Consider the following 23,626-nt stretch of genomic DNA (forward strand, 5'->3'; position numbering starts at 1 on the left):
AAGCCGTCCTCAGCCCGCGCATGGCCGGAGCGAATGCGGAGGTACGCCTACCCGCTGATGGCGTAGGGGCCGCGGAGGCGGCGGGCGGCCTCGAGGATGCCGAGGATCCGGGAGCCGGGCAGGCCGATGGAGGCGCCGATCGCGGCGGGGGTCCAGGATTCCTCGGCGAGAGTCAGGACCTCGGCGAGCTGTTCGACGGGGAGTTTGGAGAGGCGGCGTTCGGAGAGTTCGCGGGCCACCGTCCAGACTTCGGCGCTGTCGTCGAATTCGGCGGGCGCCTCGTCGGTGTCGTCCCAGGGTTCGGGGGTGTCGTGGTCGTCCCGGGGGGCGGTGAAGTCGTGGGAGATCGGGTGGGGGACAACGGGGTTCGGAGTCGGCACGATGTGCGGACGGCGGGCGGCAGCGGGTTCGGGGGTTGGCTGCTCGTCGAGGGAGAGTTGGGTGCCGCGCTCGGCGGGGCGGGCGGGGGCGGGCTCGACCGCGCGGGCCGGGGTGGGCTCCGCGGGGCGGGGCGAGGTGGTGGGCTCGACCGTTGTGATCGGGCGGCGCTCGTACGGGTGCTGTGCCGCGGTGTGGTTCGACCACTGAATGTCGTCGGTGTGAATGCCGTTGGCGCTGTCCGGGGATTCGATGTGGGGTGGCTCGTCGACGGCTGCGCCCGCGGCCCGGGGTGCGGGTTCGTTCAGTGTCGTGGGAGCGGGCTCATGATGTACGGAGGCGGCGTTGTTGTCGGTGGTGGCGGGATTCGCTGCGGCAGCTGGGCGCCGGAGCTCCTGCGGTTGCCCGATGCTCGCCGCATGCTCGATCGACATGTCCGTCGCGCCGGATTGCGCACCGGCGGTGACGGAATCGCCGACGGCCGCAGCGGCCTGCGGGGCAGGTGCGGCGGGGGGAACGAACTGCCCGACGGTCATTCCGAATTGTCCGGAGTCGGGGCGAAACGTATGGCCTATCGGCAGGGCGGCGGATTCGGCGGTGTCGGGAGCGAATTCGGCGAACGTCGGGCACGGCTCGCCGAATTCGACCGTGGTGGCCCGGTATTGGCGGGACGGGTCGTCGGGGGTGGTCTCCGCCTCGGCGGGGATGGCCTCGATGAGCTGGGCGTAGCGCGCGGAGACCCAGGCGTGCAGCCAGATCACCACGCCGACCATGACCGGGGCCACGGCGGCCTCGGCGGCGCGGGCCAGGGCCCCGGCGGCCAGGTGCGGGCCCGCGTTGAGGGCGATGGTGACGCCCAGCAGCGCGACCTCGAGGAAAACCACCTTGCCGCGGGCGATTTCGCGGCCCCAGCGGGCGGCGGTGGTGGCGACGACCATGATGGTGATGATCGGGATCGAGATCATCGCCTCGAAACCGTAGCTGAGCCAGTACAGCGGATCGGCCATATCGCCGCTGGGCACCAGGTTGTGCTGCACGTTCACGCCGGCCCACAGCATGCCCAGCACGACGACGCCGATCAACGCGCGCGAGGACCATTCCGCGCGCCGGTACAGCTGGGCAAGGCGCGCATCGGGATTGGCGACCCGCCGCCGCGATGCCAGCGCGCGGCGATGCCAGCGCGCATCGTCCTCGTCGTCGCGGCGCAGGGCCAGCGCGACGCGGCGGTCCCGCTTCTCGGCGGCCAGCTCGGCGGTGACCGAGCGCCGCCGCTGCTTGCGACGCTGGGTCCGCATCCACTCCGCGAGCTTGCGTTCGGCCGCGATCTCCGCCTCGGACAGCTCCGCGAACAGCGCCGGATCCGACTGCAGCGGTAGCTTGCCGCGCGCGGCGGCGACTCGATCCGCCAGGGCGGCGACCTCGGATTCGGAATTGCCGGTCGACCGACTGTCGAGCATGGCGCGCCTTCCCGGGAGCGGATGCGGCCCGGGCTCATGCCGGGCCGGATTACTCGAACGTATGTGTGATGCGCTGAGTGAGAATAATCCGCGACCTATCCCAGGTCAATGATTTGTCCGAACATCAGTTCGGAAATAGTTCGAAAATGCCCGTCCACCGGCAACTTTCGAGAAATCAGTGGAGTGCGGTGTGCCACACCAGCGCGGCGGCCAGGGCCCCGGCGCCGTTGAGCGACCAGTGCAGCGCGATCGGCGCCAGCAGGCTGCCGCTGCGCCGCCGCAGCCAGGTGAATACCGCACCCGCCGCGGCCGTCGCGAGCACCGCCAGCGCGATACCGGCGATCTGCGCGGCCGGACCGCTACCCAGGATTCCGCTCAGCCCGCGATTGCCGCTGGTGAGGCCGAGCGACGACGCGATATGCCAGAGCCCGAAAAGCAGTGAGCCCGCCGCGAATACGCCGCGCACGCCGTAGGCGCGATCGAGGGTGCCGTGCAGCACGCCGCGGAACACCAATTCCTCGGGGATGACGGTCTGCAGCGGAATGACGATCATCGAGGCGATCATCGCGCCGGACATGGTCGCGTAGCGATCGGCCAGGAAGAACGGACGCGTGAGCGGGAGCAGGGCGCCGATCGTCACCACGCCGAGCACGATGCCCACGGCGCCGACCGCGTAGAGGGTGCCGCGCCGCCAGTGCCGCGGCGAGAGGCCGAGTTCGGAGCAGCCCAGCCCGCGCCGGCGCATCAGCAGCACCAGCACGATCGCCGCCGCGGGCACCGTCAGGATGTTCGCCCACGCCGAGGTGAAGTGGGCGATCAGGTTGGTGCACGCCAGCGTCAGGACCACGACGGCCACGTCGATATACGCGTGCATCCGCCGGGCCGGGCCGGTAGGGGATGCGGGGAGGGCGGGTCCGCCCTCGGCGGACACGCCGTCGTTACCGTTTCGAGACATCGCAGCCAGTCTACGTACATTTGCTGAGAGTGCGCCATGATTCTGGGTCTCGGTTCGAGACGACTCCCGCGTTGTGTGTATATGTCTACGTATGCGGCGTTATCCGAGCGTCGATGCGGCGAGCACCGGGCGCAGGGCTTCGAGGAGTCGCTGCCTACGTCGCCCATCCCTGCGGATCGGTCCACGCCTGCAGTGTGCGGGTGGTCTCGAACCGGCGCGGCTCGCCGGAAATGGGATCGGTGAATTCCAGTGTGGCGGCGAGTAATTGCAGCGGCCGGGTGAAATCGCCGACCGGCTTGTCGGTGAGTTCGGGAAAGAAGTCGTCGCCGAGAATCGGGATGCCGAGGCCGTTCATGTGGATGCGCAGCTGATGAGTACGGCCGGTGTGTGGCGAGAGCCGGTAGCGGCCCAGGCCGTCGCGGTGCTCGAGCAGCTCCACGAGGGTCTCGGCGTTCGGCTCGCCCTCCTCCTCGAAGGCCCGGATAATGGTGCGCTTCTTGATGATTCGGCTGTGCACGGTCCGTGGCAGCGCGAGATCCGGGTCGTATCGGGCGATCGCCTCGTACTCCTTGCGAACACGCCGGTCCCCGAACAGTTTCTGATACGCGCCGCGGCGGGCGGGGGTGATCACGAACAGCACCAGGCCCGCGGTGGCACGATCCAGGCGATGGGCCGGAATCAGATCCGGCAGATCCAGTTCGCGCCGCAGTCGCACCAGTGCCGTCTGCAGAATGTGCTGCCCGCGCGGGATCGTGGAGAGGAAATGCGGTTTGTCGACGACCAGCAGATCCTCGTCGCGGTGCACGATCGAGATCTCGAACGGCACCTCGGTCTCGTCCGGCAGGTCGCGGTGAAACCACACCGCCCCGCCCGGGTTGTACGGCGCATCGGGTGCGATCGGACCCTCCAGGTCGACGATCGCGCCCGCGGCGAGCAGCTCATCGATGCGGCTCGGGGCGACCCGGGGTAGCCGCTCCACGAGGTGATCGCGGATGGTCGCCCACGAGTCGTCGTCCGGCAGCCGCAGCCGTGCCGGATCGAGTCCGTGCCGCTTGGGGAGCGGTGGGTTCTGCCTGCGTCTCATCAATAACGAGACTAATTCACCCTTCTCGAGCGGATGTGATCCTGCCCCGGATCGAACTGGGCCGGGCGGATGCGCAACGCGCTGTGCGTGGACGATTGGCCCCGGCGGCCGCACAGGAGCGGCTACGCTTCTGTTCCTGGGCAGGTTCACCGAGCTCCGAACCCGCCGAGAGGCGATGCCAGGAGGAAGCTGTTGTCCCAGGCACAATGTCCGCTGTTCCCGGTGCGGTGGGAGGAGCTGTTCGTCGATGGTGATGATCGAGGCGATGGTGTGCGGCACGCCCGCGATGGCGTTGCGCCATGACGCGGTGCCGGAGGTGATCGTATGAATCTCAGCCCGCTGAATGCCGGCGAACCCGCCACCCTGGGCGGTGCCGGGGGCGCTATCACGCTGGTCGAGGGCAGTACGTTCTGCCTGTCGGACCGCGTCGGCGATATCGAGCCGGGTACCTCGCACGGACTGTTCTATCGCGACGCGCGCGTGGTGTCGCGATGGGAGCTGCGAGTGGACGGGCACCGGCCCGATTCGCTGTCGGTGCTGAGCCCGGAGGCCTTCACCGCGCGATTCATCCTGCGGCGACCGCCGCGGGCGGGCGTGGCCGACAGCACCCTGTTGGTGGTGCGCGAGCGCCTCGTCGCGGAGGGCCTGCGCGAGACGGTCACGCTCGAGAATCTCGGCCACGAACCCACCGCGGTCGTCCTCGAGCTGCATGCCGACGGGGACTTCGTGGATCTGTTCGCGGTCAAGGAGGGGCGCGGCGGGCACGGGCGGGCCGAGGTGCTGGTCACCGATAACGAGCTGCTGTTCACCGACCGGTCCGACCGGGCTCGCGGACTGGCGATCACGTCCTCGGAGCCGCCGCAGGTCCTGCCGGGCTCGCTGGCGTGGCGGATCGTGGTGCCGCCCGGCGGCCGCTGGCAGACCGAGATCCAGGCGCAGCCGACGATGGCCAATCAGCGGGTGCGGCTGCCGTTGCGACCGGGCGAACACTACGAGGCCAGCGAACCCGGCCGCAAGATCGAGGCGTGGCGCGACACCGCAACGAAACTCACCGCCGGCGATCCGCTGCTCACCGCCGTATTGCAGCGCACCGAAAGCGATCTGGGCGCGCTGCGGATCCACGACGAGATGCGCGAGGGCCGCACCTTCGTCGCGGCGGGTGCGCCCTGGTTCATGACGCTGTTCGGCCGTGACAGCCTGCTCACCGCGTGGATGGCGCTGCCCCTGGATGTCGGCCTGGCGCTGGGCACCATGCAGCAGCTGGCCGAGATGCAGGGCCAGCGGGTGGATCCGCTCACCGAGGAGGAGCCGGGCCGGATCATGCACGAGATCCGGCGCGGCCCCTCGGGCGGTCTGGCGCTGGGCGGGGAGATCTACTACGGAACCGTCGATGCCACACCGCTTTTCGTGATGTTGCTGGCGCAGGTGCGGCGCTGGGGCGCGAATCCCGAGGCGGTGCAGACGCTGCTGCCCGCGGCCGACGCGGCCCTGGATTGGATCCGACGCTTCGGCGATCGCGACGGTGACGGCTTCGTCGAATACCAGCGCGCGACCGACCGTGGCCTGATCAACCAGGGCTGGAAGGACAGTTTCGACGGAATCAACGATATCGCAGGGCATCTGGCGGAGGCGCCGATCGCGCTGTGCGAGGTTCAGGGGTACGTGTACGCGGCGCTGATGGCCCGGGCCGAATTGGCCGACGAGTTCGGCGACTCGGAAGATGGCGAGGCTCTGCGCGATCAGGCTGCCGCGTTGCGTGCCAAGTTCGCCGAGGCGTACTGGATTCCCGAGAAGGGTTGGTACGCAGTCGCTTTGGATCGTCACAAGCGACGCGTCGATGCGCTCACCAGCAATGTGGGGCACTGCCTGTGGTCGGGCATCGCCACCGACGAACACGCCGAGCAGATCGTGAAGCATCTGTCCTCGCCGCGGATGGACTGCGGATTCGGCGTGCGCACACTGGCTTCCGACATGGGCGCGTTCAATCCGATGAGCTACCACAACGGTTCGGTGTGGCCGCACGACACCGCGGTCACCGTCGCCGGGCTGATGCGCTACCGGCACATACCCGGCGCGGTCGAACTGGCCACCCGTCTGTCCGACGGCTTACTGGACGCGGCGTCGGCATTCGGCGGCCGCCTGCCCGAATTGTTCTGTGGTTTCCCGCGTTCCAGATTCCCGGCGCCGGTGCCATATCCGACCTCCTGCTCCCCGCAGGCCTGGGCGAGCGCGGCCCCGCTACTGCTGGTTCGCTCGTTCCTCGGACTGGAACCGGACGCACCCCGGCGGACCCTCACCTTGCTGCCGCATCTGCCCGACCGCTGGGGTCGGGTGGAGCTGACCGATCTGCGGCTGGGCGGAACCGTGCTGGATCTGGCTGTCGACGGCGGGCAGGTGAGTTCGTCGAATCTGCCAGACGATTGGACATTGATCACCCACTGAGGGCTCGAACCATTTTCCGGGCGAAGCGTCCTGATTATCGGGAGGCGATCCAGTCGGCGATATCGGCGACCAACTCCGGATCCACATGTTGTGCCGGTTCGTATTCCGCGGGAGTCGACGGGCCCGACCCGGGGAAGAACAGGTGGTTGTCCGGTTCGTAGACGCGGATGGTGACATCGTCTCGATCGGACAGCGCCGCGCGCCAGGCGGGCAGGTCGTCGGCGACGGTGACCTGGTAGTCGCGGCCGCCCTGGGCGATGAACATGGGGATGGTCAACGCCGCCGCGGTGGCCGCCGGGTCGTAGGCGAGCAGATCGATCCAGTAGGAGGCGGGGACGCCGAAGGGGAGGTCGTCGGCGGGGGTGGCGGCGGAGAAGTCGGGGCCGTCGATGACCGCGGCCTGGCGGGTGATCTCCCGGACGCTCGGGTCGGCGTCGGCGTCCGCGTCGGGGCGCAGCGAGGCCAGATAGCGGATCTGCCGAATCATGGTGTGGTGCAACGGTTGTGTCGAACCGGCGAGAATGACGAGTCCGGCGACGGAAGGGTCGGCGGCGGCGATCCGCGGTGCGACCATGCCGCCCTCGCTGTGGCCGAGCACCAGGATGCGGCCGGAGTCGATCGACGGGTGCGCGCGGAGCAGGGCCACCGCGGCGACGGCGTCGTTGACGTATTCGTAGGCCAGGGTCGGGTCGTCGGGGTGCGCATCGCGGTGGGTGTAGGTGACCTTGTCGAAGCGCAGGGTGGCGATGCCACGGCTGGCCAGGCCCCAGGCCAGGTCCTTGAGTACCTTGTTGCGCCCGATCGTGCCGTCGCGGTCCGCGGGGCCGGATCCGGCCAGCAGCACCACCGCGGGCAGCGGGCCGGGGCTCGTGGGTAGCGCGAGGGTGCCGGGCACGGCGAGCGGGCCGTCGCCGACGGTCACCTCGCTCTCGGTGAAGCCCTCGGTGTGCACGTAATCCGGTGTGGCCCAGGGCTCGAGCGGCGCCGCCGCCTCGATCGGCCCCAGCCGCAGGCTCAGCAGCCTGCCCCGGCCGTCGACCGCGACGATCACCGCGAATCCGCCGCGCTTGCACCGGACGGGCAGCCGTACCGTGGTCGCCGCGTCGGCGGGATCCGCAACGGGGGCACCGACTTCGGCGATCGGGCCCTGGGACTGGAGCATCGCCTTCCACGGCGGCCCCAGCACCGCCGTGGAGACATGGGCGGCCAACTCGGGTGCGAACAGCTCGCACACCTCCTCGAACCGTTCCTGCTGAAGCAACTCCACCACCGCAAGGCCGCGCGCCACGGGATCCATGCCCATGGGCAGCCACACTACGCCTGACCGTCCCCTGTGGGTTGGCTGGGAAAATCATGTGAGTTCGCGGGGTGCCCGCCCACGTGACGGAGCGGTCGGGCGGCGGAATCCGGGCAATTTTCGGCGTTTGCGAATGATCTCTCAGAATGACCCATTAGAAACAGGACAACATGAAGTGACGGCAACCGGCGTGGTTGCCCGGTGATGGGAGCGGGTTGACAACCTCGAGGGACTGGGGACACGAGTTACAGGCTTCGGCCGTTTGGCTCCTCATAGCGTTTTCCATCACCGTGGTGGTGTTCGCCGTCATCGGCGTGCTGGTGCGACTGCTGACCGCCTGGGGGCGTCAGTTCTGGCGCCTGAACCGGGACTACTTCGCCGGACCTGGAGCCTGGCGGTCGCTGGCATACGTCGCGGTGCTGCTGTTCCTCACCATCTGGGGGGTGCGGATGACGGTGCTGTTCAGCTATCAATCCAACGACATGTACACCGCGCTGCAGTACGCGGCGGAGGGGCTGGGCTCCGGGAAGTCCGCGGAACTGCATGGCGCGGAACATATCTTCTGGTATTCGGTGGCGGTCTTCGCGGTCCTGGCCACGATCCACGTCATCCGCACGATGATCGAGTATTACCTGGGCCAGGCATTCGAGATCCAATGGCGGGTGTGGCTGACCCAGCGGGTGACCTCCGACTGGCTCGAGGGCCGATCGCACTACCGCAGCCGGTTCATCGACGACACGATCGACAACCCGGATCAGCGTGTGGAGGAGGACATCACGACCGTCGTCCAGCAGGCCCACTCGCTGATCATCGGCGCGGTCAACGCGGTCGTGTCGGTGGTCGTCTTCACCGGAATCCTGTGGGACCTCTCCGGGCCGATGGCGATCCTGGGCACCAACATTCCGCGCGCGATGGTCTTCATCGTGATCGTCTTCGTGCTGCTGGCCTCGATCGTGTCGTTCCGGATCGGCCGCCCGCTGATCCGCTCCTACTTCCGCTATCAGGCCGCGACGGCGACCTTCCGTTACGCGCTGGTGCGTGTGCGCGACAGCGCCGAGAGCATCGCCTTCTATCGCGGCGAGAACGTCGAGCACCGCGGCCTGGTGAAGCGTTTCGCCGACGTGATCGCCTCGTTCTGGCCGGTTGTCTACCGGGAGACCGGATTTCAGGGCTGGAACCTGGTGATCTCGCAGATCTCGGTGGTCTTCCCGCTGCTGCTGCAGGCGCCGCGCTTCTTCGTCGGCACCATCACCCTCGGCGGTATTCAGCAGTCCGCCGCGGCCTTCGGGAACGTGCACGATTCGCTGTCGTTCTTCCGCAACAACTACGACACCTTCACCCAGTATCGCGCGGCCCTCATCCGTCTGGACGGCATGCAGCAGGCCGACATTCAGTCCCGCGAGCTGCCCAAGGTGCAGGAGGCCGACCTCGAGGGCGCGCTCGAACTGGAGGGGATCGCGGTGCGCCGGCCCGACGGCGAATCGCTGATCGACGGGCTGAACCTGCGCCTGGTTCCCGGTGACGCGCTGGTGATCAAGGGCGCTTCCGGCAGCGGCAAGACCACGCTGCTGCGCACGCTCGCCGAGATGTGGCCGTACGGTTCCGGGACGATTCGGCGCCCGGGCGACAACAAAACCCTGTTCCTGTCGCAGATTCCGTATCTGCCGCTCGGCGACCTGCGAGCCGCGGTCAGCTATCCCGCTGCGCCGGGTGAGATTCCGGACGACACCCTGCGCACCGTGCTGGAGCAGGTGCACCTGGGCCACCTGACCGGTCGCCTGGACGAGGAGGCCGACTGGGCCAAGATCCTGTCCCCGGGCGAGCAGCAGCGGCTGGCGTTCGCGCGCATCCTGCTGGTCCGCCCGGAGCTGGTGTTCCTGGACGAGGCGACCTCGGCGGTGGACGAGGGGCTGGAGCATTCCCTGTACACGCTGATCCGCCGCGAGGTGCCCGAGACCATGCTGGTCAGCGTCGCCCACCGCAGCACGGTCGACCAATTCCACACGCAGCGACTGGAACTCGGCGGCGAGAACGGTGCGTGGGTTCTGGAGGCGATGCCCGTGCGGGCGTGAGGGTCCTTCAGAGGGCGACGCGCTGATCCGGTGCCAGGAACAGCTTGTCGCCCTCCTTCACCCCGAATGTCGCGTAGTACTCCGGCAGGTTCCGCACCACCTGATTGCAGCGGAACTCGGCGGGGGAGTGCACATCCGTGGCGATCTGCTGCTCGGTGGCCTGAATGGTCTGCTTCTCGCGCCAGTTGCGGGCCCAGGCCCAGAACATGTCGGTGTACGCGGGATTGTCGGACTTCTGCTGAATCCGGAAGGCGGACAGGGAGATCATCAGCCCGCGCAGGTCGGCGAGGTTCTCACCGACCGTGAGATCACCGTTGACGTGGTCGGTCGGCGGCAGGCCGGTGGGCACGAGCGCGTTGTACTGCGCGATGAGCTGCTCGGTCTTGGCATCGAAGGCCGCGCGGTCCCGCGGGGTCCACCAGTCGCGGCGATCGCCGTCGCCGTCGTATTTCGACCCCTGATCGTCGAAGCCGTGCCCGATCTCATGGCCGATGATGGCGCCGATCGCGCCGTAGTTGACCGCGGCCGCGGCGTCCTTGTCGAAGAACGGCGGCTGCAGGATCGCGGCCGGGAAGTTGATCGAGTTGGCGGTCACCTCGTAGTAGGCGTTCACGGTCTGCGGGCTCATGTCCCATTCGGTCTTGTCGACCGGGGTGCCGAGCTTGTTCATCGAGCGCCGGGATTCGAAAGCCGCGATGGCGAGCAAGGATTCGACGAGCTTGCCGCGGGTGACCTTCAGGGTCGAATAATCGATCCACTTGTCCGGGTAGCCGATCTTGACCGTGATCTTGCCCAGCTTGACGATCGCGGCATCCCGCGTGGGCGGCGACATCCAGCTGGAGTTCTGGAAGTTCTGCCTGTAGGCCGCGAGCAGGTTGTCCACCAGCTGCTTCGCCAGGTCCTTGGCCTCGGGCGGAAAGTGCTTGGCCACGTAGAGCTTTCCGAGCTGCATGCCGAGATGGAGGTTGACCACCCCGACCGCGGACTTCCACAGCTCCGGCCGCTGCTGCACGCCGGTCGTCGCCTTCTGATAGTCGAAGTTCGCGTCGGACAGTGCGTCGGTCATGTACTTGGCGTATTCGCGCAGCAGCGCCAGCTTCAAATAGTCACGCCACGTGGCGATGTCGGTGTCCGCCCAGATCTGCCCGGCCGCGGTGAGGTACGACGGCTCGGCGACGACGACGGTGTCGAACAGGCTCCTCGGACGGTCCGTGTTGCCCGCGAGCCAAGGGTCCCAATCGAATCCGGGTGCCAGCGCCTTCACCTCGTCCCAGGACTTCAGGTTGTAGGTGGCGTCGGAGTCGCGGGTCTTCACGTTGTCCCAGAAGGCCGCGGCGATCCGGGTCTCGAGGGCCAGCACCCGCTGGGCCGAGCCGTTCGGGTCGGGGAATCCGGCGCCGGCGGCCAGCTTCTGCAGCAGCGTGGTGTATGCCGAAAGGTATTGCGCGAACTCGGGTTTGCTGTAGTACTTCTCGTTCATGCCCAGGCCGGACTGGCTGACCGAGGGCAGGTGGGCGTCGGACTTCTCGCGGTCGATCGTGACGCCGAGGCCGATCACCCCGCCCACCGACAGCCCGCCCATCACCTTGGCGATATCGGGTTTGGCTGCCGCGCCGTCGATCTCGCCGAACAGCCCGGACAGCGGGGTCGTGCCCAGCTTGTTCAGGGTCGCGACATCCATGCGCGCGTCGTATAGATCGCGGATCTGCTGGGCCTCGGTGCCGTCCTGCGGGGCCTTGATCTCGTCGATGACGTCCTTCAGCTGCCCCTGGATCCGGTCCGACACCTCGGCGAAGGTGCCGAAGCTGTTCTTGTCCGGCGGCAGCTGAAACTCCCGCAGCCACTTCCCGTTGACGTGCCGGAACAGATCGTCCTGCGGCCGGACCCCCGGATCGACCCCGGACAGGTCGGGCCCGGTGGGCGGCGTGGGGTTGCTGCCGTTGCAGGCCGACAGGGTGGCGGCGACAGGCGCGGCGGCCAGGGTGAACAGGAACGAGCGACGGTCCAGGCGGACCGGACGGATCGAGCGGCGCGACGAACTCACGAAATTCCTCTCCCCGAATGCAGTGCATGAGTCTGGCGAACATGATCGGCGCTGTGCTCGAGTGAACGCTACTGGATTTGGGCCCCGCGAAGCCGCGGCCAGGCTGCGCGCCGGTACCCCGATTTGGGTGCGACCTGGGCCTTGGCTACACTTGACCGGTTGCTTGCGGGACACCTGTGCCCGCACCTCGGCCGCGAACCCACAGTGGTTGATCCTCACCGATCGGCATTTCCGCTGGCAGGCGCGCGTTTGAAGGGCAACTGACCATGCCCGTCGGGTCGGCAATCCGGCGTGCATTTCGTCCAGGTCTAGGAGGAGCTGAAGTGATTCAGCAGGAGTCGCGACTGCGCGTCGCCGACAACACGGGTGCGAAGGAAATCCTCTGCATCCGCGTGCTCGGTGGCTCGTCGCGTCGCTATGCCGGTATCGGCGACATCATCGTCGCCACCGTGAAGGACGCCATCCCCGGCGGCAACGTCAAAAAGGGTGAGGTCGTCAAGGCTGTCATCGTGCGCACTGTCAAGGAGCGCCGTCGTCCGGATGGTTCGTACATCCGCTTCGACGAGAACGCCGCGGTGCTGATCAAGGCGGACAACGATCCGCGTGGCACCCGCATCTTCGGCCCCGTCGGCCGTGAGCTGCGTGAGAAGAAGTTCATGAAGATCGTCTCGCTGGCCCCGGAGGTGCTCTGACATGAAGGTGCACAAGGGCGATACCGTGATCGTCGTCTCGGGTAAGGACAAGGGCGCCAAGGGTAAGGTCATCCAGGCCTACCCGGCGACCGAGAAGGTCCTGGTCGAGGGCGTGAACCGGATCAAGAAGCACGTCGCGAACTCCGCGAACCAGCGTGGCGCCAGCTCCGGCGGCATCGTTACCCAGGAAGCGCCCATCCACGTGTCGAACGTGATGGTTGTCGACTCCGACGGCAAGCCGACCCGCGTGGGCTACCGCACCGACGAGAACGGCAAGCGGGTGCGTATCTCCCGTCGCAACGGGAAGGACATCTGAGATGACTTCGACCGATAACAAGGTGCAGCCGCGCCTCAAGCAGCGCTACCGCGAGGAAATCAAGCCGGCGCTGAACAACGAGTTCGACTACGCCAACGTGATGCAGATCCCGGGCGTGGTGAAGGTCGTGGTGAACATGGGTGTCGGTGACGCCGCCCGTGATGCCAAGCTGATCAACGGCGCGGTCGCCGACCTGACCCTGATCACCGGCCAGAAGCCGGAGATCCGCAAGGCCACCAAGTCGATCGCGCAGTTCAAGCTGCGTGAGGGTATGCCGATCGGTGCGAAGGTCACCCTGCGTGGCGATCGCATGTGGGAGTTCCTGGACCGGCTGGTGTCCATCGCGTTGCCGCGTATCCGGGACTTCCGGGGTCTGTCGCCGAAGCAGTTCGACGGCCATGGCAACTACACGTTCGGCCTGAGCGAGCAGTCGATGTTCCACGAGATCGATGTGGACAAGATCGACCGCCCGCGTGGTATGGACATCACCGTGGTGACCACCGCGACCAACAACGAAGAGGGTCGCGCACTGCTCAAGCACCTCGGCTTCCCGTTCAAGGAGAACTGAGCATATGGCTAAGAAAGCTCTGAAGATCAAGGCCGCCGCCAAGCCGAAGTTCGCGGTGCGCGGCTACACCCGCTGCCAGCGGTGCGGTCGCCCGCACGCGGTGTACCGCAAGTTCGGCCTGTGCCGCGTGTGCCTGCGTGAGATGGCGCACCGCGGCGAGCTGCCGGGCGTGCACAAGTCCAGCTGGTAAGCAGCATCCGATCGGCGTAGCCCGGCACGGTGAAAAGTACCGTGCCGGGCTTTGCTGTACCCGCAAGAGCGGCCCATTCCTACGCCTGCTGGGGCGCTCCCAGCGCAATTCGATCCGGCGGTGCCTCTCGCGGTCGGTGGCGAGTGTGAGGTTGTCGCCGTCGAGGCGTGCCCAGCGCACCTGGTCCTCGGTGAAGGGTGGGAGCCCATATCGCCTCCGGGTCCGTAGCGCAGCCGCCCGGTAGGCCGCGGCCCGTAGGGTTCGCCCAGCAAGACCCCGTCCGCGTCCAGTTCGCGGACGCTGTGCAGGGACCAAGCCCCGACCAGGCCCGCGGGCCATGCTTCCGGGGATGTCGACGGTTTCTGCTGGGTGGTCATCTCGTTCCTTCGCATCTGAATGCGGACTTGCCTGGTCATCGGCGGCCTGCGCGGATCTCGCTGCGTTAGCAGTATTGCTTCAGGACGTGCAGCAGGCTGAGGAGGCTGTCGAGTTGGTGTCACACTTCCGGTTCGGTGTTCGTCTTACGGGTGTAGTCCGTTCGCATCGAACACGGGAGGAGCCGGACATGTCCGAGGCTCAGGAGACGCAGGCACTCAATCGGGCGGCGTTCGAGCGCCTGCACGACGTCGTCAATGCCGGTGAGCTGGAGCTTATTTCGAAGGCGATCGCCGAGATCGTGCTGCCCGACGCGGTGCTGCACACCTCGCTGCCCCTGGACGTGACGGGCGCGGCGGCCTTCCTGCGGGTGTGGGAGATCCTGCTGCGCGCCTATCCCGATATTCACGTGGCGGCGGAGGATGTCATCCTGGCGGACGACAAGCTGATCGCCCGGCAGGTGGTCACGGGAACGAATCTGGGCGAGTACATGGGGCACGAGCCCACCGGGCGGTCCGTCACCTACAACGAGATCTTCATCTTCCGCTTCGTCGAGGGCCGGATCGCCGAGGTGTGGGGCATCGCTGACGTTTTCGCCCAGGTGCGGCAGTTGGGGCTGGTCACGCTGTAGCCGAGCCCGTGGCGGGAGCCCCCCGTCACCGTTCAGGCTGCGGGCAGCGCCGGGTGCGCCTCCGGCACCGGAAGCGCGGACTCCTTGCCGGTGATCGGCGGCCTCCTGAGCTCTCTGGGCCTGTGACCACCGGAATGCTCCGGTAGCCGTGGCGCCTCGACTGGGCTTGCGGCCCAGTCGATTACGCGATGCGGAAGCGGTTGCGGTATTCCGCCGGGGTGGTGTCCAGCTGCCGGCGGAAGGCGCGGTTCAGGGTGTCGGTGGTGTTGAAGCCGCAAGCTGTGGCGATGCGGCCGAGGGTGTCGTCGGTGGTCTCCAGGCGGTGGCGGGCCACCTCGACGCGGGCCGACTCGAGATAGGCCGCCGGCGTCATTCCCAGTTCCTGCTTGATGATTCGGGTCAGCTGGCGTTCGCTCACGCAGGCCTGCGCGGCGAGGTCGGCGACGGTGAGGGGCTCGGCCAGGCGGCGGGTGATGTAGTGGCGGATCTCCTCGACGCGGCGGGTCTGAGAGACGGTGTCGAGACGGACGCTGAATTGGCTTTGGCCGCTGGGCCTTTTGAGGTACACCACCAGCTGCCGGGCCACGCGCAGTGCGAGAGCCTCGCCGAAATCGTCCGCGAGCAGGGCCAGGGACAGGTCGATGCAGGCACTCAAACCCGCACCGGTCCAGACATTTCCGTCGCGGATGAAGATCGGGTCGGCGTCCACGGTGATCGCGGGATACTCGGCGGCCAGCTGTGCGGCGGTGGACCAGTGCGTGGTGGCGTGCTTGCCGTCCAGAAGTCCCGCGGCGGCGAGGGTATGGGCGCCAACGCAGACGGAGGCCACCCGCCTGGTGCCCTGGGCGAGCGTGCGAACCCAGTGCACCACGTCATCCTCGCCGGTTTCATGACTCACATGTGCGTCACCTTCACCGCCGAGGGCGCCTTCCTACGCGGCAACACCCCCACCGTCATCGCGAACGCCTGCGCAACCAGGCCGTTGGGCTCTGCGGTCGCGGACGTCACCGCCGAACAACTCCACCACGCCGCCCTGGCCCAAATCGGCGACATCTACGGCGTTGTCGTCCCGTCGGTGGCGGAATTGCGGTAACTCGCCGCCCGTCGTGTTACGGGTCAGAGATTGCGCCGGCCATCGCCGAAGCCGCGAGCAAGGATGTGATCGACCCGCTCGGCGAGCATGGGATCGCCGCTGTCGAAACGGCGCAGCCGCAATGGCTTCGATCTACGCCGCATCCGTCGTTCGACGGTCGCGCGGGCGAGCGTGGCGACTATGCTGGCCAGAGGTATTCCTGTCGATATGCCGTGATCACAGAGGCGAGGAGGAGTCGTGAGCGTCGCGTTCGATGTCGGCTCGTCCTTCGGCCGGGGGCCGTATACAGCACACGATCTGCACAACAGTCCCGAGGAGGGGAAGGGCTTCGAACTGTGGAACGGATGGCTGATCGAGAAGATGTCGCCGTCGCTGCGTCATAACCGGATGGGGCGGGGCCTGCGCAGCTTGCTCATCGATGCGGCCCGGCGTGCGGGCGCTGACGTGCTGATCGACGGCGGCGAATACGAGTTCACGTTTCCTAGTGGCGTTCGCAAGCCGGATGTCTTCGTCCTTGACGCCAAGGCCGAGGAAGCCGGTTTCGCCGAGGGCGAGACCTACCTCGACCCCGCCGATCTCCTGCTCGTGGTCGAGGTCGTCTCGCCGCGCAGCGGGAGCGAGGCGCACGATCGCAGGATCAAGCGCGACGAGTACGCACGGGCGGGCATTCCTCATTACTGGATCGTCGACTTCGCTCCGATTGCGCGCATCGAGGCACTTGACCTGGATCGCGGCCGCTACGTCACCAACACGGTGGTCACCGGTGACGAGGTGCTGGTGGTCGAGCGTCCGTTCGAGATCAGTGTCGCTCCGAACGCTCTGTACGATCTCGGTCGCCGCGACTTCGCATGAGCCTGGGGCACCTCGGGTGAGGGGCCGGTCACACGGGGTATCCCCGATTTTGTCCTGGTGAGGGGCTTGTCTACACTGGGGCAGTTGCCGGGGCACCTCTGTGTCTGCACCTCGTGCGCTCAGATCCCGGCGATGTGCACTCATCCGGGTGGCAGAAAGCCGCTCGGACCAGCCGAATTGCTATAGGCCCACTACTCGCGTGTGCGGGTGCTGTATGGGAACCGTAGCGAGAAAGGTTAGCGGTCAACTTATGACCATGACAGATCCGATCGCAGACTTCCTGACCCGTCTGCGCAACGCCAACTCGGCGTACCACGACCAGGTGAAGGCGCCGCACTCGAAGCTCAAGGCGAACATCGCCGAGATCCTCAAGCGCGAGGGCTACATCGCCGACTACCGGACCGAGGAAGCGCCGGTGGGTCAGACCCTCGTCGTCGACCTCAAGTACGGCCCCAGCCGTGAGCGCAGCCTGCAGGGCGTGCGCCGCGTGTCCAAGCCGGGCCTGCGTGTGTACGCGAAGTCCACCAACCTGCCCAAGGTCCTGGGCGGCCTCGGCGTGGCGATCATCTCCACGTCGACCGGCCTGCTCACCGATCGTCAGGCCAAGCAGCAAGGCGTGGGCGGAGAAGTCCTCGCCTACGTCTGGTAAGGGAGGTCAGGACTAATGTCGCGTATTGGTAAGAAGCCCATCGCCATTCCGTCCGGCGTCGATGTCACCATCGACGGCCAGGCCGTCGCGGTCAAGGGCCCCAAGGGCACGCTGAGCCACGTCGTCGCGGAGCCGATCACCATCAGCAAGGGTGAGACCGGCGAGCTCGAGGTCGTTCGCCCGAACGACGACCGCCAGAATCGCTCGCTGCACGGCCTGACCCGCACCCTGGTCGCCAACATGATCGAGGGCGTCACCAAGGGCTACGAGAAGAAGATGGAAATCTTCGGCGTCGGTTACCGCGTGCAGGCCAAGGGCTCGAACCTGGAGTTCGCCCTGGGCTACAGCCACCCGGTGCCGATCGAGGCGCCCGAGGGCATCACCTTCGCGGTGGAATCGCCCACCAAGTTCTCGATCTCGGGTATCGACAAGCAGAAGGTCGGCCAGATCGCCGCGGTGATCCACGGCCTGCGCAAGCCCGATCCCTACAAGGGCAAGGGCATCCGCTATGCCGGCGAGGTCGTTCGCCGCAAGGTCGGAAAGACGGGTAAGTAAGCCATGGCCAACACAACACAAACCGAGGCTCAGAAGGCCGTGCGTAAGCCGCTGGGCAAGGACGCGTCGACTCGTCGCCGCGCCGCCAAGACCCGTCGGCACTTCCGTCTGCGCAAGAAGGTCGTCGGCACCACCGAGCGTCCCCGCTTGGTCGTGAACCGCTCCTCGCGGCACCTGCACGCCCAGCTGATCGACGATTCGCTCGGCAAGACCATCGCCGCCGCGTCCTCCATCGAGGCCGATGTGCGCGCGGTCGAGGGTGACAAGACCGCCAAGGGCAAGAAGGTCGGCGAGCTGCTCGCCGCCCGCGCCAAGGCCGCCGGCGTGGAGGCCGCGGTGTTCGACCGCGGTGGCCACGACTACCACGGCCGCATCGCCGCCCTGGCCGATGCCGCTCGCGAAGGTGGGTTGAAGTTCTGATGACGAACCAGACCCAGGACCGAATGACCATGAACGGAAGGAACGTCTGATGCCGGGACGTCAGCGGCGTGACGGCGGCAACGGACCCGCCGGACAGAACAGCGGCCCCGATGGTGGCCGTCAGGAACGTGGCGGCGGTCGTGACCGTCGCGGCGATCGCGGTGGCCGCGACAATGCCGCCGAGAAGAACCAGCTCGAGCGGGTTGTCGCGATCAACCGCGTCTCCAAGGTCGTGAAGGGTGGTCGTCGCTTCAGCTTCACCGCCCTGGTGATCGTGGGCGACGGCAACGGACTGGTCGGCGTCGGCTACGGCAAGGCCAAGGAAGTTCCCGCGGCCATCCAGAAGGGCGTCGAGGAGGCTCGCAAGAACTTCTTCCGCGTCCCGATGATCGGCTCCACCGTCACCCACCCGGTGCAGGGTGAGGCGGCGGCCGGTGTGGTCATGCTGCGTCCGGCCTCGCCCGGTACCGGTGTGATCGCCGGTGGTGCCTGCCGCGCCGTGCTGGAGTGCGCCGGCATCCATGATGTTCTGGCCAAGTCGCTCGGTAGCGACAACGCCATCAACGTCGTGCACGCCACCGTGGCTGCCCTGAAGATGCTGCAGCGCCCCGAGGAGGTGGCCGCGCGTCGCGGTCTGCCGATCGAGGACGTGGCTCCGGCGGGCATGCTCCGTGCGCGCGCGGGACAGGGAGTCTAGACATGCCACAGCTGAAGATCACCCAGATCAAGAGCACAATCGGCGCGAAGGCGAACCAGCGTGATTCGCTGCGCACCCTCGGCCTGCGCAAGATCCGGCAGAGCGTCGTCCGCGAGGACACCGCGCAGAACCGTGGTCTGGTCAACGTCGTGCGCCACCTCGTTACCGTTGAGGAGGTAAACGCATGACCCCGATCAAGCTTCACCACCTGCGCCCCGCCGCGGGTTCGAAGAAGGACAAGATCCGCGTCGGTCGCGGTGAGGGTTCCAAGGGCAAGACCGCGGGCCGCGGTACCAAGGGTACGAAGGCTCGCAAGAATGTCCCCGCCCGCTTCGAGGGTGGCCAGATGCCGCTGCACATGCGGCTGCCGAAGCTCAAGGGCTTCACCAACCCGTTCCGCACCGAGTACCAGGTCGTGAATGTCGGCGATATCGCCCGGCTGTTCCCGCAGGGTGGCGAGATCGGCAAGGCCGAGCTCGTCGCCGCCGGTGCGGTGCGCAAGAACGAGCTGGTGAAGGTGCTCGGCGAGGGCGAGATCGGCGTGGCCGTGCAGGTCAGCGCCGACAAGTTCTCCGGCTCCGCCAAGGAGAAGATCGCCGCTGCCGGTGGCACCGCCACCGAGCTGGGCTGACAGTAACTGTCTATACAGTGGTCGCCGGACGGGTCGTTCGCCCGTCCGGCGTCGCTGTTAGAGTTCAAGTGTTGCCTGCCAAGACTTGTCGAAACCCGGGCATGACCCAAACATGTCGTTAGCCAGGAGGATCTGTGCTTTCCGCCTTCGTGTCGGCTTTCCGGACCCCGGACTTACGGCGGAAGATTCTCTTCACGCTGGGCCTGATCGCGCTGTACCGCATCGGCGCGTCCCTGCCGTCGCCGGGTGTCAACTACAAGGTCGTCAAGAAGTGTGTCGACATCGTTTCCGGTGGTGATTCGGCCGGTATCTACCAGCTGATCAACATGTTCTCCGGCGGTGCGCTGCTGCAGCTCTCGGTGTTCGCGATCGGGATCATGCCGTACATCACCGCGAGCATCATCATTCAGCTGCTCACGGTCGTCATTCCGCGCTTCGAGGAACTGCGTAAGGAAGGACAATCCGGCCAGAACAAGATGACGCAGTACACCCGTTACCTCGCGGTGGCGCTGGCGGTGCTGCAGGCGACGGGCCTGGTGGCCCTGTCCGCGCGCGGGCAGCTGCTGCGCGGGTGCCCCGAGGGCGATCAGATCCTTTCCGACAAGGGCATATTCGGCATGATCATCATCGTGCTGGTGATGACCGCCGGTGCGGCGTTGGTGATGTGGTTCGGTGAGCAGATCACCGAGCGCGGCGTCGGAAACGGTATGTCGCTGTTGATCTTCGCCGGTATTGCCGCGCGCCTGCCCAGTCAGGGCAAGTCGATTCTCGACAGCCGCGGCGGGCTGATCTTCGGGCTGGTCATCGCCGCGGCGCTGGTCGTGATCGTCGGCGTGATCTTCGTCGAGCAGGGGCAGCGCCGGATTCCGGTGCAATATGCCAAGCGCGTCGTCGGGCGCAAGATGTACGGCGGTTCCTCGACTTATCTGCCGTTGAAGGTGAATCAGGCGGGCGTCATCCCCGTTATCTTCGCCTCCTCGTTGCTGTATCTTCCGAACCTGATCGCCCAGCTGACCCAGAACACCTCGGGCGGCAAGGGCAGCTGGTGGCAGAAGATCATTCAGGAATACCTGGTGAACCCGGGTAATCCGGTGTATGTCGCGATCTACTTCGCGTTGATCGTGTTCTTCACATACTTCTACGTCGCGATCACCTTCAACCCGGAGGAACGCGCGGACGAGATGAAGAAGTTCGGCGGCTTCATTCCCGGTTACCGTCCGGGCAAGCCGACCGCGGACTATCTGAATCGTGTATTGGGCCGAATCACCCTCCCTGGGTCCATCTACCTCGGTGCTGTGGCTGTCTTGCCGAATCTGTTCCTGCATATCGGCGGTAACGGTGGTGCGGCGAGTCAGCTGCCGTTCGGCGGCACTTCGATATTGATCGTCGTGAGTGTCGGCCTCGACACGGTCAAACAGATCGAGAGCCAACTGATGAACAGAAATTACGAAGGGTTCCTCAAGTGAGACTCGTACTGCTCGGTCCGCCCGGTGCCGGTAAGGGCACGCAAGCCGAACTGCTGTCGGACAAGCTGGGTGTACCCCACATCTCCACGGGGAATCTGTTCCGCGCGAACATCTCGCAGCAGACCCCTCTGGGCCGCGAGGCGCAGAAGTATCTCGACGCCGGCAACCTGGTGCCCAGCGACGTGACCAATCGCATGGTGGAGTCGCGCATCGCCGAGCCGGACGCGGTGAACGGTTTCGTGCTGGACGGCTACCCCCGCACGGTCGATCAGGCCGAGGCCCTGGAGCGGATGCTCAAGGAGTCCGATCACGCGCTGGACGCGGTGATCAGCATCGAGGTCGCCGAGGACGTCGTGGTGGAGCGCATGCTCGGCCGCGGCCGTGCCGACGACACCGAGGAAGTCATCCGCAATCGCATGCACGTGTACCAGTCCGAGACCGCGCCGCTGCTCGAGCACTACGACGGCCTGGTCGTCTCGGTCGATGGCGTCGGCACGGTGGACGAGGTCAACGGCCGCATGCTGCAGGCGCTGGGTCGCTGACGCGAATGGTCTTCGGCCGCAAGAACAAGAAGGTGGTGCCCTTCCGCACCTCCGGTGAGCTCGACGCGATGGCGGCGGCCGGGGCGATCGTGGGCCGCGCGCTGGTCGCCGTGCGCGCGGCCGCCAAGCCGGGAGTCTCCACCCTGGAGCTGGACGAGGTCGCCGAGCAGGTGATCCGGGAGGCCGGGGCGGTGCCCTCCTTCAAGGGCTACCACGGTTTCCCGGGCTCGATCTGCTCCTCGGTGAACGACCGTGTGGTGCACGGGATTCCGGGGGCCGACGAGGTTCTTGCCCAGGGCGATCTGGTGTCGATCGACTGCGGCGCCATCCTGGACGGCTGGCACGGCGATTCGGCGTGGACGTTCGGCGTCGGAGAGCTGATCGTGGCCGACCAGCTGCTGAGCGAGGCAACCCGGGTGTCCATGGATGCCGGTATCGAGGCCATGGTGCCCGGTAACCGGCTCACCGACATCTCGCACGCCATCGAGCTCGGCACCCGCGCGATCGAGCGCGAGCACGGCCGCGCCTACGGCATCGTCGACGGCTACGGCGGGCACGCTATCGGCCGCGAGATGCACATGGATCCGTTCCTGGCCAACGAGGGCGAGCCCGGCCGCGGGCCGAGGCTCGTCGTCGGATCGGTGCTGGCGATCGAGCCGATGCTGACGCTGGGCACCACGCAGACGAAGGTGCTCGGCGACGATTGGACCGTCGTCACGGCGGACGGCAGCCGGGCGGCTCACTGGGAGCACACCGTGGCGGTGACCGAGGACGGTCCGCGGATTCTGACCGTTCGTCCGGAGTAGCGCGCAGTTCTTATACGCGCCCGTTCCAGCACGCTGGGGCGGGTGCGTTTGCGTGTGGGGGCATGCGAGCGATCGTGGCGCGTCCCCCGGGCTGTTGGGCCGCCCGGGGGGAGTTCCGCGGTTGGTTCTGGCGCTGGGGTGGGTGCGTTTCGGGTGTGGTGGGTGCGTGCGAGCGATCGTGGCGCGTCCCCCGGGAGCTTCGCAGTCGTGCTGATGCTGAGGTGGGTTCGGCTGTGTATGGGGTGCACGGATGCTGGGTGGCGTTGTGCAGCGGAGTTGTCCGCGGGCGAGGTCGCGTGGGTGGGTGCCCGGTGTGTGGTTTGCGTAAACAAGGGGGTTCGGAGGGGGCGCGGGTGGGCATGATTCGGGTATGAGTTCCGCCGGACAGGACGATCAGGGGGCGCTGGAGGCTGCGGGGGCGGCGGCCGAGCGGGAGGGGTTGGGGCGGTACTGCGGCACCTATCGGGCGGCGGGCGTCGATGCGCGGAGGCCGATTGTTGAGGGTGCGGTTACGGGGGTGGGGGTGGTGGCCGCGGTGCCGGGGTTCGTATTCGGCGCGGCGGAGGTGGGGATCATCGGAACAACGGTGGCCGTCGTGTGCGGGGCGCGCTGCCTGGCGGATCTGGGGTGGCTGGGGTTCGTGGGGGCGCGGAATCGGGGCACCCGGCTCGATCTGTACGAGCGGGGCTTCGTCGCCGGCTACCGGGGGCAGCTCCGGGCGGTGCGGTACGACTCGACCACACTCCGACGCAAGGTCGTGCACGCGGTGAAGAACCCCGCGGCACACCAGATTTCGTATCAATACACGATCTCGGACATCGACGATGTCCCGATTGTGCTGCGACAGGGGATCGAACGTCCGCAGGAATGGACGCTGGCGATCGAGCAGGGCATCCTCGACGCCCAGCTGCCCCGTGCGGAGGCCGCGCTGGCGGCGGGAGAGCGGGTGGAGTTCGACTCGCTCTGGTTGTCCGCCACCGAAATCGGCAGCGGATCGGAATCGGTGCCGTGGGCCCGGGTGAGTGAGCTGTCGGTGGTCGGCGGGTGGTTGAGCGTGAAGGTGCGGGATTGTTCGCAGCCGCTGGAATCGCTGCCCATCAGCCTCGTGCCGAACTATGTCGTGTTCCGGACGCTCGCCGAACGGCTGCAGGCCGCGGCGGCGCGCTGAGCGGGGAGATTGCCTCGGCACATGGTGGCCGAGGGGCGCGGGCCAGAATCCGTCGGTGCAGCGCTTGATCTCGCTCGCAGGCTGCTGCGGCGCGAAAAGCCGCGTCAGCTGGAGTGGCCCGCGCCGCCGCGGGGGCCCTCGCGCCGCATCCGGGCGATGGGCCTGAGCGCGATCGATGCGGCCATGCCTGTAGCGGGTTCGGGGTGGGCGTCAGCAAGTCGTCAATGATCCTGGCGCGCTGGCGAT

25 protein-coding genes are annotated in these 23,626 nt (G+C 67.2%); 19 read left to right on the forward strand and 6 right to left on the reverse strand.

Annotated elements, in window-relative coordinates:
* Nucleotides 1-47 precede the first annotated feature (47 nt).
* The 3 genes from ABH933_RS33250 to ABH933_RS33260 all read right to left on the reverse strand — a co-directional run bounded on the left by ABH933_RS33250 (nt 48) and on the right by ABH933_RS33260 (nt 3,874).
* Entirely contained in the window at nt 48-1,835 is a 1,788-nt protein-coding gene (locus tag ABH933_RS33250; protein WP_429421671.1) for a hypothetical protein, read from the reverse strand.
* A 175-nt stretch (nt 1,836-2,010) separates the two neighbouring features.
* Nucleotides 2,011-2,709 carry a CPBP family intramembrane glutamic endopeptidase gene (locus ABH933_RS33255; protein WP_429421959.1) on the reverse strand — a complete coding sequence of 233 codons (699 nt, stop codon included), beginning with the start codon at nt 2,707-2,709 and terminating at the stop codon, nt 2,011-2,013.
* A gap of 235 nt (nt 2,710-2,944) precedes the next feature.
* Nucleotides 2,945-3,874, reverse strand: a complete 930-nt coding sequence (locus tag ABH933_RS33260; RefSeq protein ID WP_429421673.1) for an RluA family pseudouridine synthase — start codon at nt 3,872-3,874, stop codon at nt 2,945-2,947.
* A gap of 324 nt (nt 3,875-4,198) precedes the next feature.
* Here ABH933_RS33260 and ABH933_RS33265 point away from each other — a divergent pair, with 324 nt between their 5' ends.
* A complete protein-coding gene (locus tag ABH933_RS33265; protein ID WP_429421675.1) occupies nt 4,199-6,316 on the forward strand; it encodes an amylo-alpha-1,6-glucosidase in 2,118 nt (705 codons plus the stop codon).
* Between the two features lie 34 nt (nt 6,317-6,350).
* On the opposite strand, the gene ABH933_RS33270 is transcribed toward ABH933_RS33265, so the two are convergent.
* On the reverse strand, nt 6,351-7,619 hold the full coding sequence (locus ABH933_RS33270) for an alpha/beta hydrolase family protein (protein WP_429421677.1): 1,269 nt from the start codon (nt 7,617-7,619) through the stop codon (nt 6,351-6,353).
* 287 nt (nt 7,620-7,906) lie between these two features.
* On the opposite strand from ABH933_RS33270, the gene ABH933_RS33275 reads away from it, so the two are divergent.
* Nucleotides 7,907-9,685, forward strand: coding sequence for an ABC transporter ATP-binding protein/permease (locus tag ABH933_RS33275; RefSeq protein WP_429421678.1), 1,779 nt, complete (start codon nt 7,907-7,909; stop codon nt 9,683-9,685).
* Nucleotides 9,686-9,692: 7 nt separating this feature from the next.
* On the opposite strand, the gene ABH933_RS33280 is transcribed toward ABH933_RS33275, so the two are convergent.
* On the reverse strand, nt 9,693-11,729 hold the full coding sequence (locus ABH933_RS33280; protein ID WP_429421680.1) for a M13 family metallopeptidase: 2,037 nt from the start codon (nt 11,727-11,729) through the stop codon (nt 9,693-9,695).
* Nucleotides 11,730-12,052: 323 nt separating this feature from the next.
* On the opposite strand from ABH933_RS33280, the gene rplN reads away from it, so the two are divergent.
* The 5 genes from rplN (at nt 12,053) to ABH933_RS33305 (ending at nt 14,501) form a co-directional block, all read left to right on the forward strand.
* Nucleotides 12,053-12,421 (forward strand): 50S ribosomal protein L14, encoded by a 369-nt coding sequence (rplN, locus tag ABH933_RS33285; protein WP_040818501.1) that lies wholly within the window; start codon nt 12,053-12,055, stop codon nt 12,419-12,421.
* A 1-nt stretch (nt 12,422) separates the two neighbouring features.
* Entirely contained in the window at nt 12,423-12,737 is a 315-nt protein-coding gene (gene rplX / locus ABH933_RS33290; RefSeq protein WP_040818503.1) for a 50S ribosomal protein L24, read from the forward strand.
* 1 nt (nt 12,738) lies between these two features.
* Nucleotides 12,739-13,305 carry a 50S ribosomal protein L5 gene (rplE, locus tag ABH933_RS33295; RefSeq protein WP_215923478.1) on the forward strand — a complete coding sequence of 189 codons (567 nt, stop codon included), beginning with the start codon at nt 12,739-12,741 and terminating at the stop codon, nt 13,303-13,305.
* Between the two features lie 4 nt (nt 13,306-13,309).
* On the forward strand, nt 13,310-13,495 hold the full coding sequence (locus ABH933_RS33300; protein ID WP_215923479.1) for a type Z 30S ribosomal protein S14: 186 nt from the start codon (nt 13,310-13,312) through the stop codon (nt 13,493-13,495).
* A gap of 565 nt (nt 13,496-14,060) precedes the next feature.
* A complete protein-coding gene (locus ABH933_RS33305; RefSeq protein WP_429421683.1) occupies nt 14,061-14,501 on the forward strand; it encodes an ester cyclase in 441 nt (146 codons plus the stop codon).
* Between the two features lie 181 nt (nt 14,502-14,682).
* Here the strand turns inward: ABH933_RS33305 and ABH933_RS33310 are convergent, their stop codons facing one another.
* Entirely contained in the window at nt 14,683-15,399 is a 717-nt protein-coding gene (locus tag ABH933_RS33310) for a GlxA family transcriptional regulator (RefSeq protein ID WP_429421685.1), read from the reverse strand.
* Between ABH933_RS33310 and ABH933_RS33315 the strand changes: the two genes are divergently transcribed.
* The 12 genes from ABH933_RS33315 (at nt 15,391) to ABH933_RS33370 (ending at nt 23,380) form a co-directional block, all read left to right on the forward strand.
* Nucleotides 15,391-15,594, forward strand: coding sequence for a hypothetical protein (locus ABH933_RS33315; RefSeq protein ID WP_429421687.1), 204 nt, complete (start codon nt 15,391-15,393; stop codon nt 15,592-15,594). The two genes, ABH933_RS33310 and ABH933_RS33315, sit on opposite strands and share 9 nt — an antisense overlap.
* Nucleotides 15,595-15,831: 237 nt before the next feature.
* The gene (locus ABH933_RS33320) at nt 15,832-16,446 is read left to right on the forward strand and encodes a Uma2 family endonuclease (protein ID WP_429421689.1); all 615 of its coding nucleotides are present in this window, start codon (nt 15,832-15,834) and stop codon (nt 16,444-16,446) included.
* A gap of 250 nt (nt 16,447-16,696) precedes the next feature.
* Nucleotides 16,697-17,095, forward strand: a complete 399-nt coding sequence (gene rpsH / locus ABH933_RS33325; protein WP_215923490.1) for a 30S ribosomal protein S8 — start codon at nt 16,697-16,699, stop codon at nt 17,093-17,095.
* A 15-nt stretch (nt 17,096-17,110) separates the two neighbouring features.
* Entirely contained in the window at nt 17,111-17,650 is a 540-nt protein-coding gene (gene rplF, locus ABH933_RS33330) for a 50S ribosomal protein L6 (RefSeq protein ID WP_429421691.1), read from the forward strand.
* A 3-nt stretch (nt 17,651-17,653) separates the two neighbouring features.
* On the forward strand, nt 17,654-18,070 hold the full coding sequence (gene rplR / locus ABH933_RS33335) for a 50S ribosomal protein L18 (protein WP_429421692.1): 417 nt from the start codon (nt 17,654-17,656) through the stop codon (nt 18,068-18,070).
* A 49-nt stretch (nt 18,071-18,119) separates the two neighbouring features.
* Nucleotides 18,120-18,767, forward strand: coding sequence for a 30S ribosomal protein S5 (gene rpsE / locus ABH933_RS33340; RefSeq protein WP_429421694.1), 648 nt, complete (start codon nt 18,120-18,122; stop codon nt 18,765-18,767).
* A gap of 2 nt (nt 18,768-18,769) precedes the next feature.
* Nucleotides 18,770-18,955, forward strand: a complete 186-nt coding sequence (rpmD, locus tag ABH933_RS33345; protein WP_429421696.1) for a 50S ribosomal protein L30 — start codon at nt 18,770-18,772, stop codon at nt 18,953-18,955.
* Nucleotides 18,952-19,398: a 50S ribosomal protein L15 gene (gene rplO / locus ABH933_RS33350; protein ID WP_215923495.1), complete on the forward strand. Its 447-nt coding sequence runs from the start codon at nt 18,952-18,954 to the stop codon at nt 19,396-19,398. Before rpmD ends, rplO begins: the two co-directional genes overlap by 4 nt.
* Before the next feature lie 134 nt (nt 19,399-19,532).
* Nucleotides 19,533-20,864 carry a preprotein translocase subunit SecY gene (gene secY / locus ABH933_RS33355; RefSeq protein WP_429421698.1) on the forward strand — a complete coding sequence of 444 codons (1,332 nt, stop codon included), beginning with the start codon at nt 19,533-19,535 and terminating at the stop codon, nt 20,862-20,864.
* The gene (locus ABH933_RS33360; protein ID WP_215923497.1) at nt 20,861-21,406 is read left to right on the forward strand and encodes an adenylate kinase; all 546 of its coding nucleotides are present in this window, start codon (nt 20,861-20,863) and stop codon (nt 21,404-21,406) included. Before secY ends, ABH933_RS33360 begins: the two co-directional genes overlap by 4 nt.
* A 5-nt stretch (nt 21,407-21,411) precedes the next feature.
* Nucleotides 21,412-22,212 (forward strand): type I methionyl aminopeptidase, encoded by an 801-nt coding sequence (gene map / locus ABH933_RS33365; RefSeq protein ID WP_429421701.1) that lies wholly within the window; start codon nt 21,412-21,414, stop codon nt 22,210-22,212.
* Between the two features lie 370 nt (nt 22,213-22,582).
* Nucleotides 22,583-23,380, forward strand: coding sequence for a DUF6585 family protein (locus tag ABH933_RS33370; RefSeq protein WP_429421703.1), 798 nt, complete (start codon nt 22,583-22,585; stop codon nt 23,378-23,380).
* The last annotated feature ends 246 nt before the right edge of the window (nt 23,381-23,626 follow it).

It is taken from the genome of Nocardia sp. GP40 (genome assembly GCF_050434125.1).
In the GTDB taxonomy this organism is placed as follows: Bacteria; Actinomycetota; Actinomycetes; order Mycobacteriales; family Mycobacteriaceae; genus Nocardia; species Nocardia albiluteola.

Excerpts from the sequence above, each read along its gene's own strand:
- ABH933_RS33250 (WP_429421671.1), bottom strand. The coding sequence starts at position 1,835 with ATGCTCGACAGTCGGTCGACCGGCAATTCCGAATCCGAGGTCGCCGCC.
- ABH933_RS33255 (WP_429421959.1), bottom strand. The coding sequence starts at position 2,709 with ATGCACGCGTATATCGACGTGGCCGTCGTGGTCCTGACGCTGGCGTGC.
- ABH933_RS33260 (WP_429421673.1), bottom strand. The coding sequence starts at position 3,874 with ATGAGACGCAGGCAGAACCCACCGCTCCCCAAGCGGCACGGACTCGAT.
- ABH933_RS33265 (WP_429421675.1), top strand. The coding sequence starts at position 4,199 with ATGAATCTCAGCCCGCTGAATGCCGGCGAACCCGCCACCCTGGGCGGT.
- ABH933_RS33270 (WP_429421677.1), bottom strand. The coding sequence starts at position 7,619 with ATGGGCATGGATCCCGTGGCGCGCGGCCTTGCGGTGGTGGAGTTGCTT.
- rplX (WP_040818503.1), top strand. The coding sequence starts at position 12,423 with ATGAAGGTGCACAAGGGCGATACCGTGATCGTCGTCTCGGGTAAGGAC.
- rplE (WP_215923478.1), top strand. The coding sequence starts at position 12,739 with ATGACTTCGACCGATAACAAGGTGCAGCCGCGCCTCAAGCAGCGCTAC.
- ABH933_RS33300 (WP_215923479.1), top strand. The coding sequence starts at position 13,310 with ATGGCTAAGAAAGCTCTGAAGATCAAGGCCGCCGCCAAGCCGAAGTTC.
- ABH933_RS33305 (WP_429421683.1), top strand. The coding sequence starts at position 14,061 with ATGTCCGAGGCTCAGGAGACGCAGGCACTCAATCGGGCGGCGTTCGAG.
- ABH933_RS33315 (WP_429421687.1), top strand. The coding sequence starts at position 15,391 with ATGACTCACATGTGCGTCACCTTCACCGCCGAGGGCGCCTTCCTACGC.
- rpsH (WP_215923490.1), top strand. The coding sequence starts at position 16,697 with ATGACCATGACAGATCCGATCGCAGACTTCCTGACCCGTCTGCGCAAC.
- rplF (WP_429421691.1), top strand. The coding sequence starts at position 17,111 with ATGTCGCGTATTGGTAAGAAGCCCATCGCCATTCCGTCCGGCGTCGAT.
- rplR (WP_429421692.1), top strand. The coding sequence starts at position 17,654 with ATGGCCAACACAACACAAACCGAGGCTCAGAAGGCCGTGCGTAAGCCG.
- rpsE (WP_429421694.1), top strand. The coding sequence starts at position 18,120 with ATGCCGGGACGTCAGCGGCGTGACGGCGGCAACGGACCCGCCGGACAG.
- rpmD (WP_429421696.1), top strand. The coding sequence starts at position 18,770 with ATGCCACAGCTGAAGATCACCCAGATCAAGAGCACAATCGGCGCGAAG.
- rplO (WP_215923495.1), top strand. The coding sequence starts at position 18,952 with ATGACCCCGATCAAGCTTCACCACCTGCGCCCCGCCGCGGGTTCGAAG.
- map (WP_429421701.1), top strand. The coding sequence starts at position 21,412 with ATGGTCTTCGGCCGCAAGAACAAGAAGGTGGTGCCCTTCCGCACCTCC.
- ABH933_RS33370 (WP_429421703.1), top strand. The coding sequence starts at position 22,583 with ATGAGTTCCGCCGGACAGGACGATCAGGGGGCGCTGGAGGCTGCGGGG.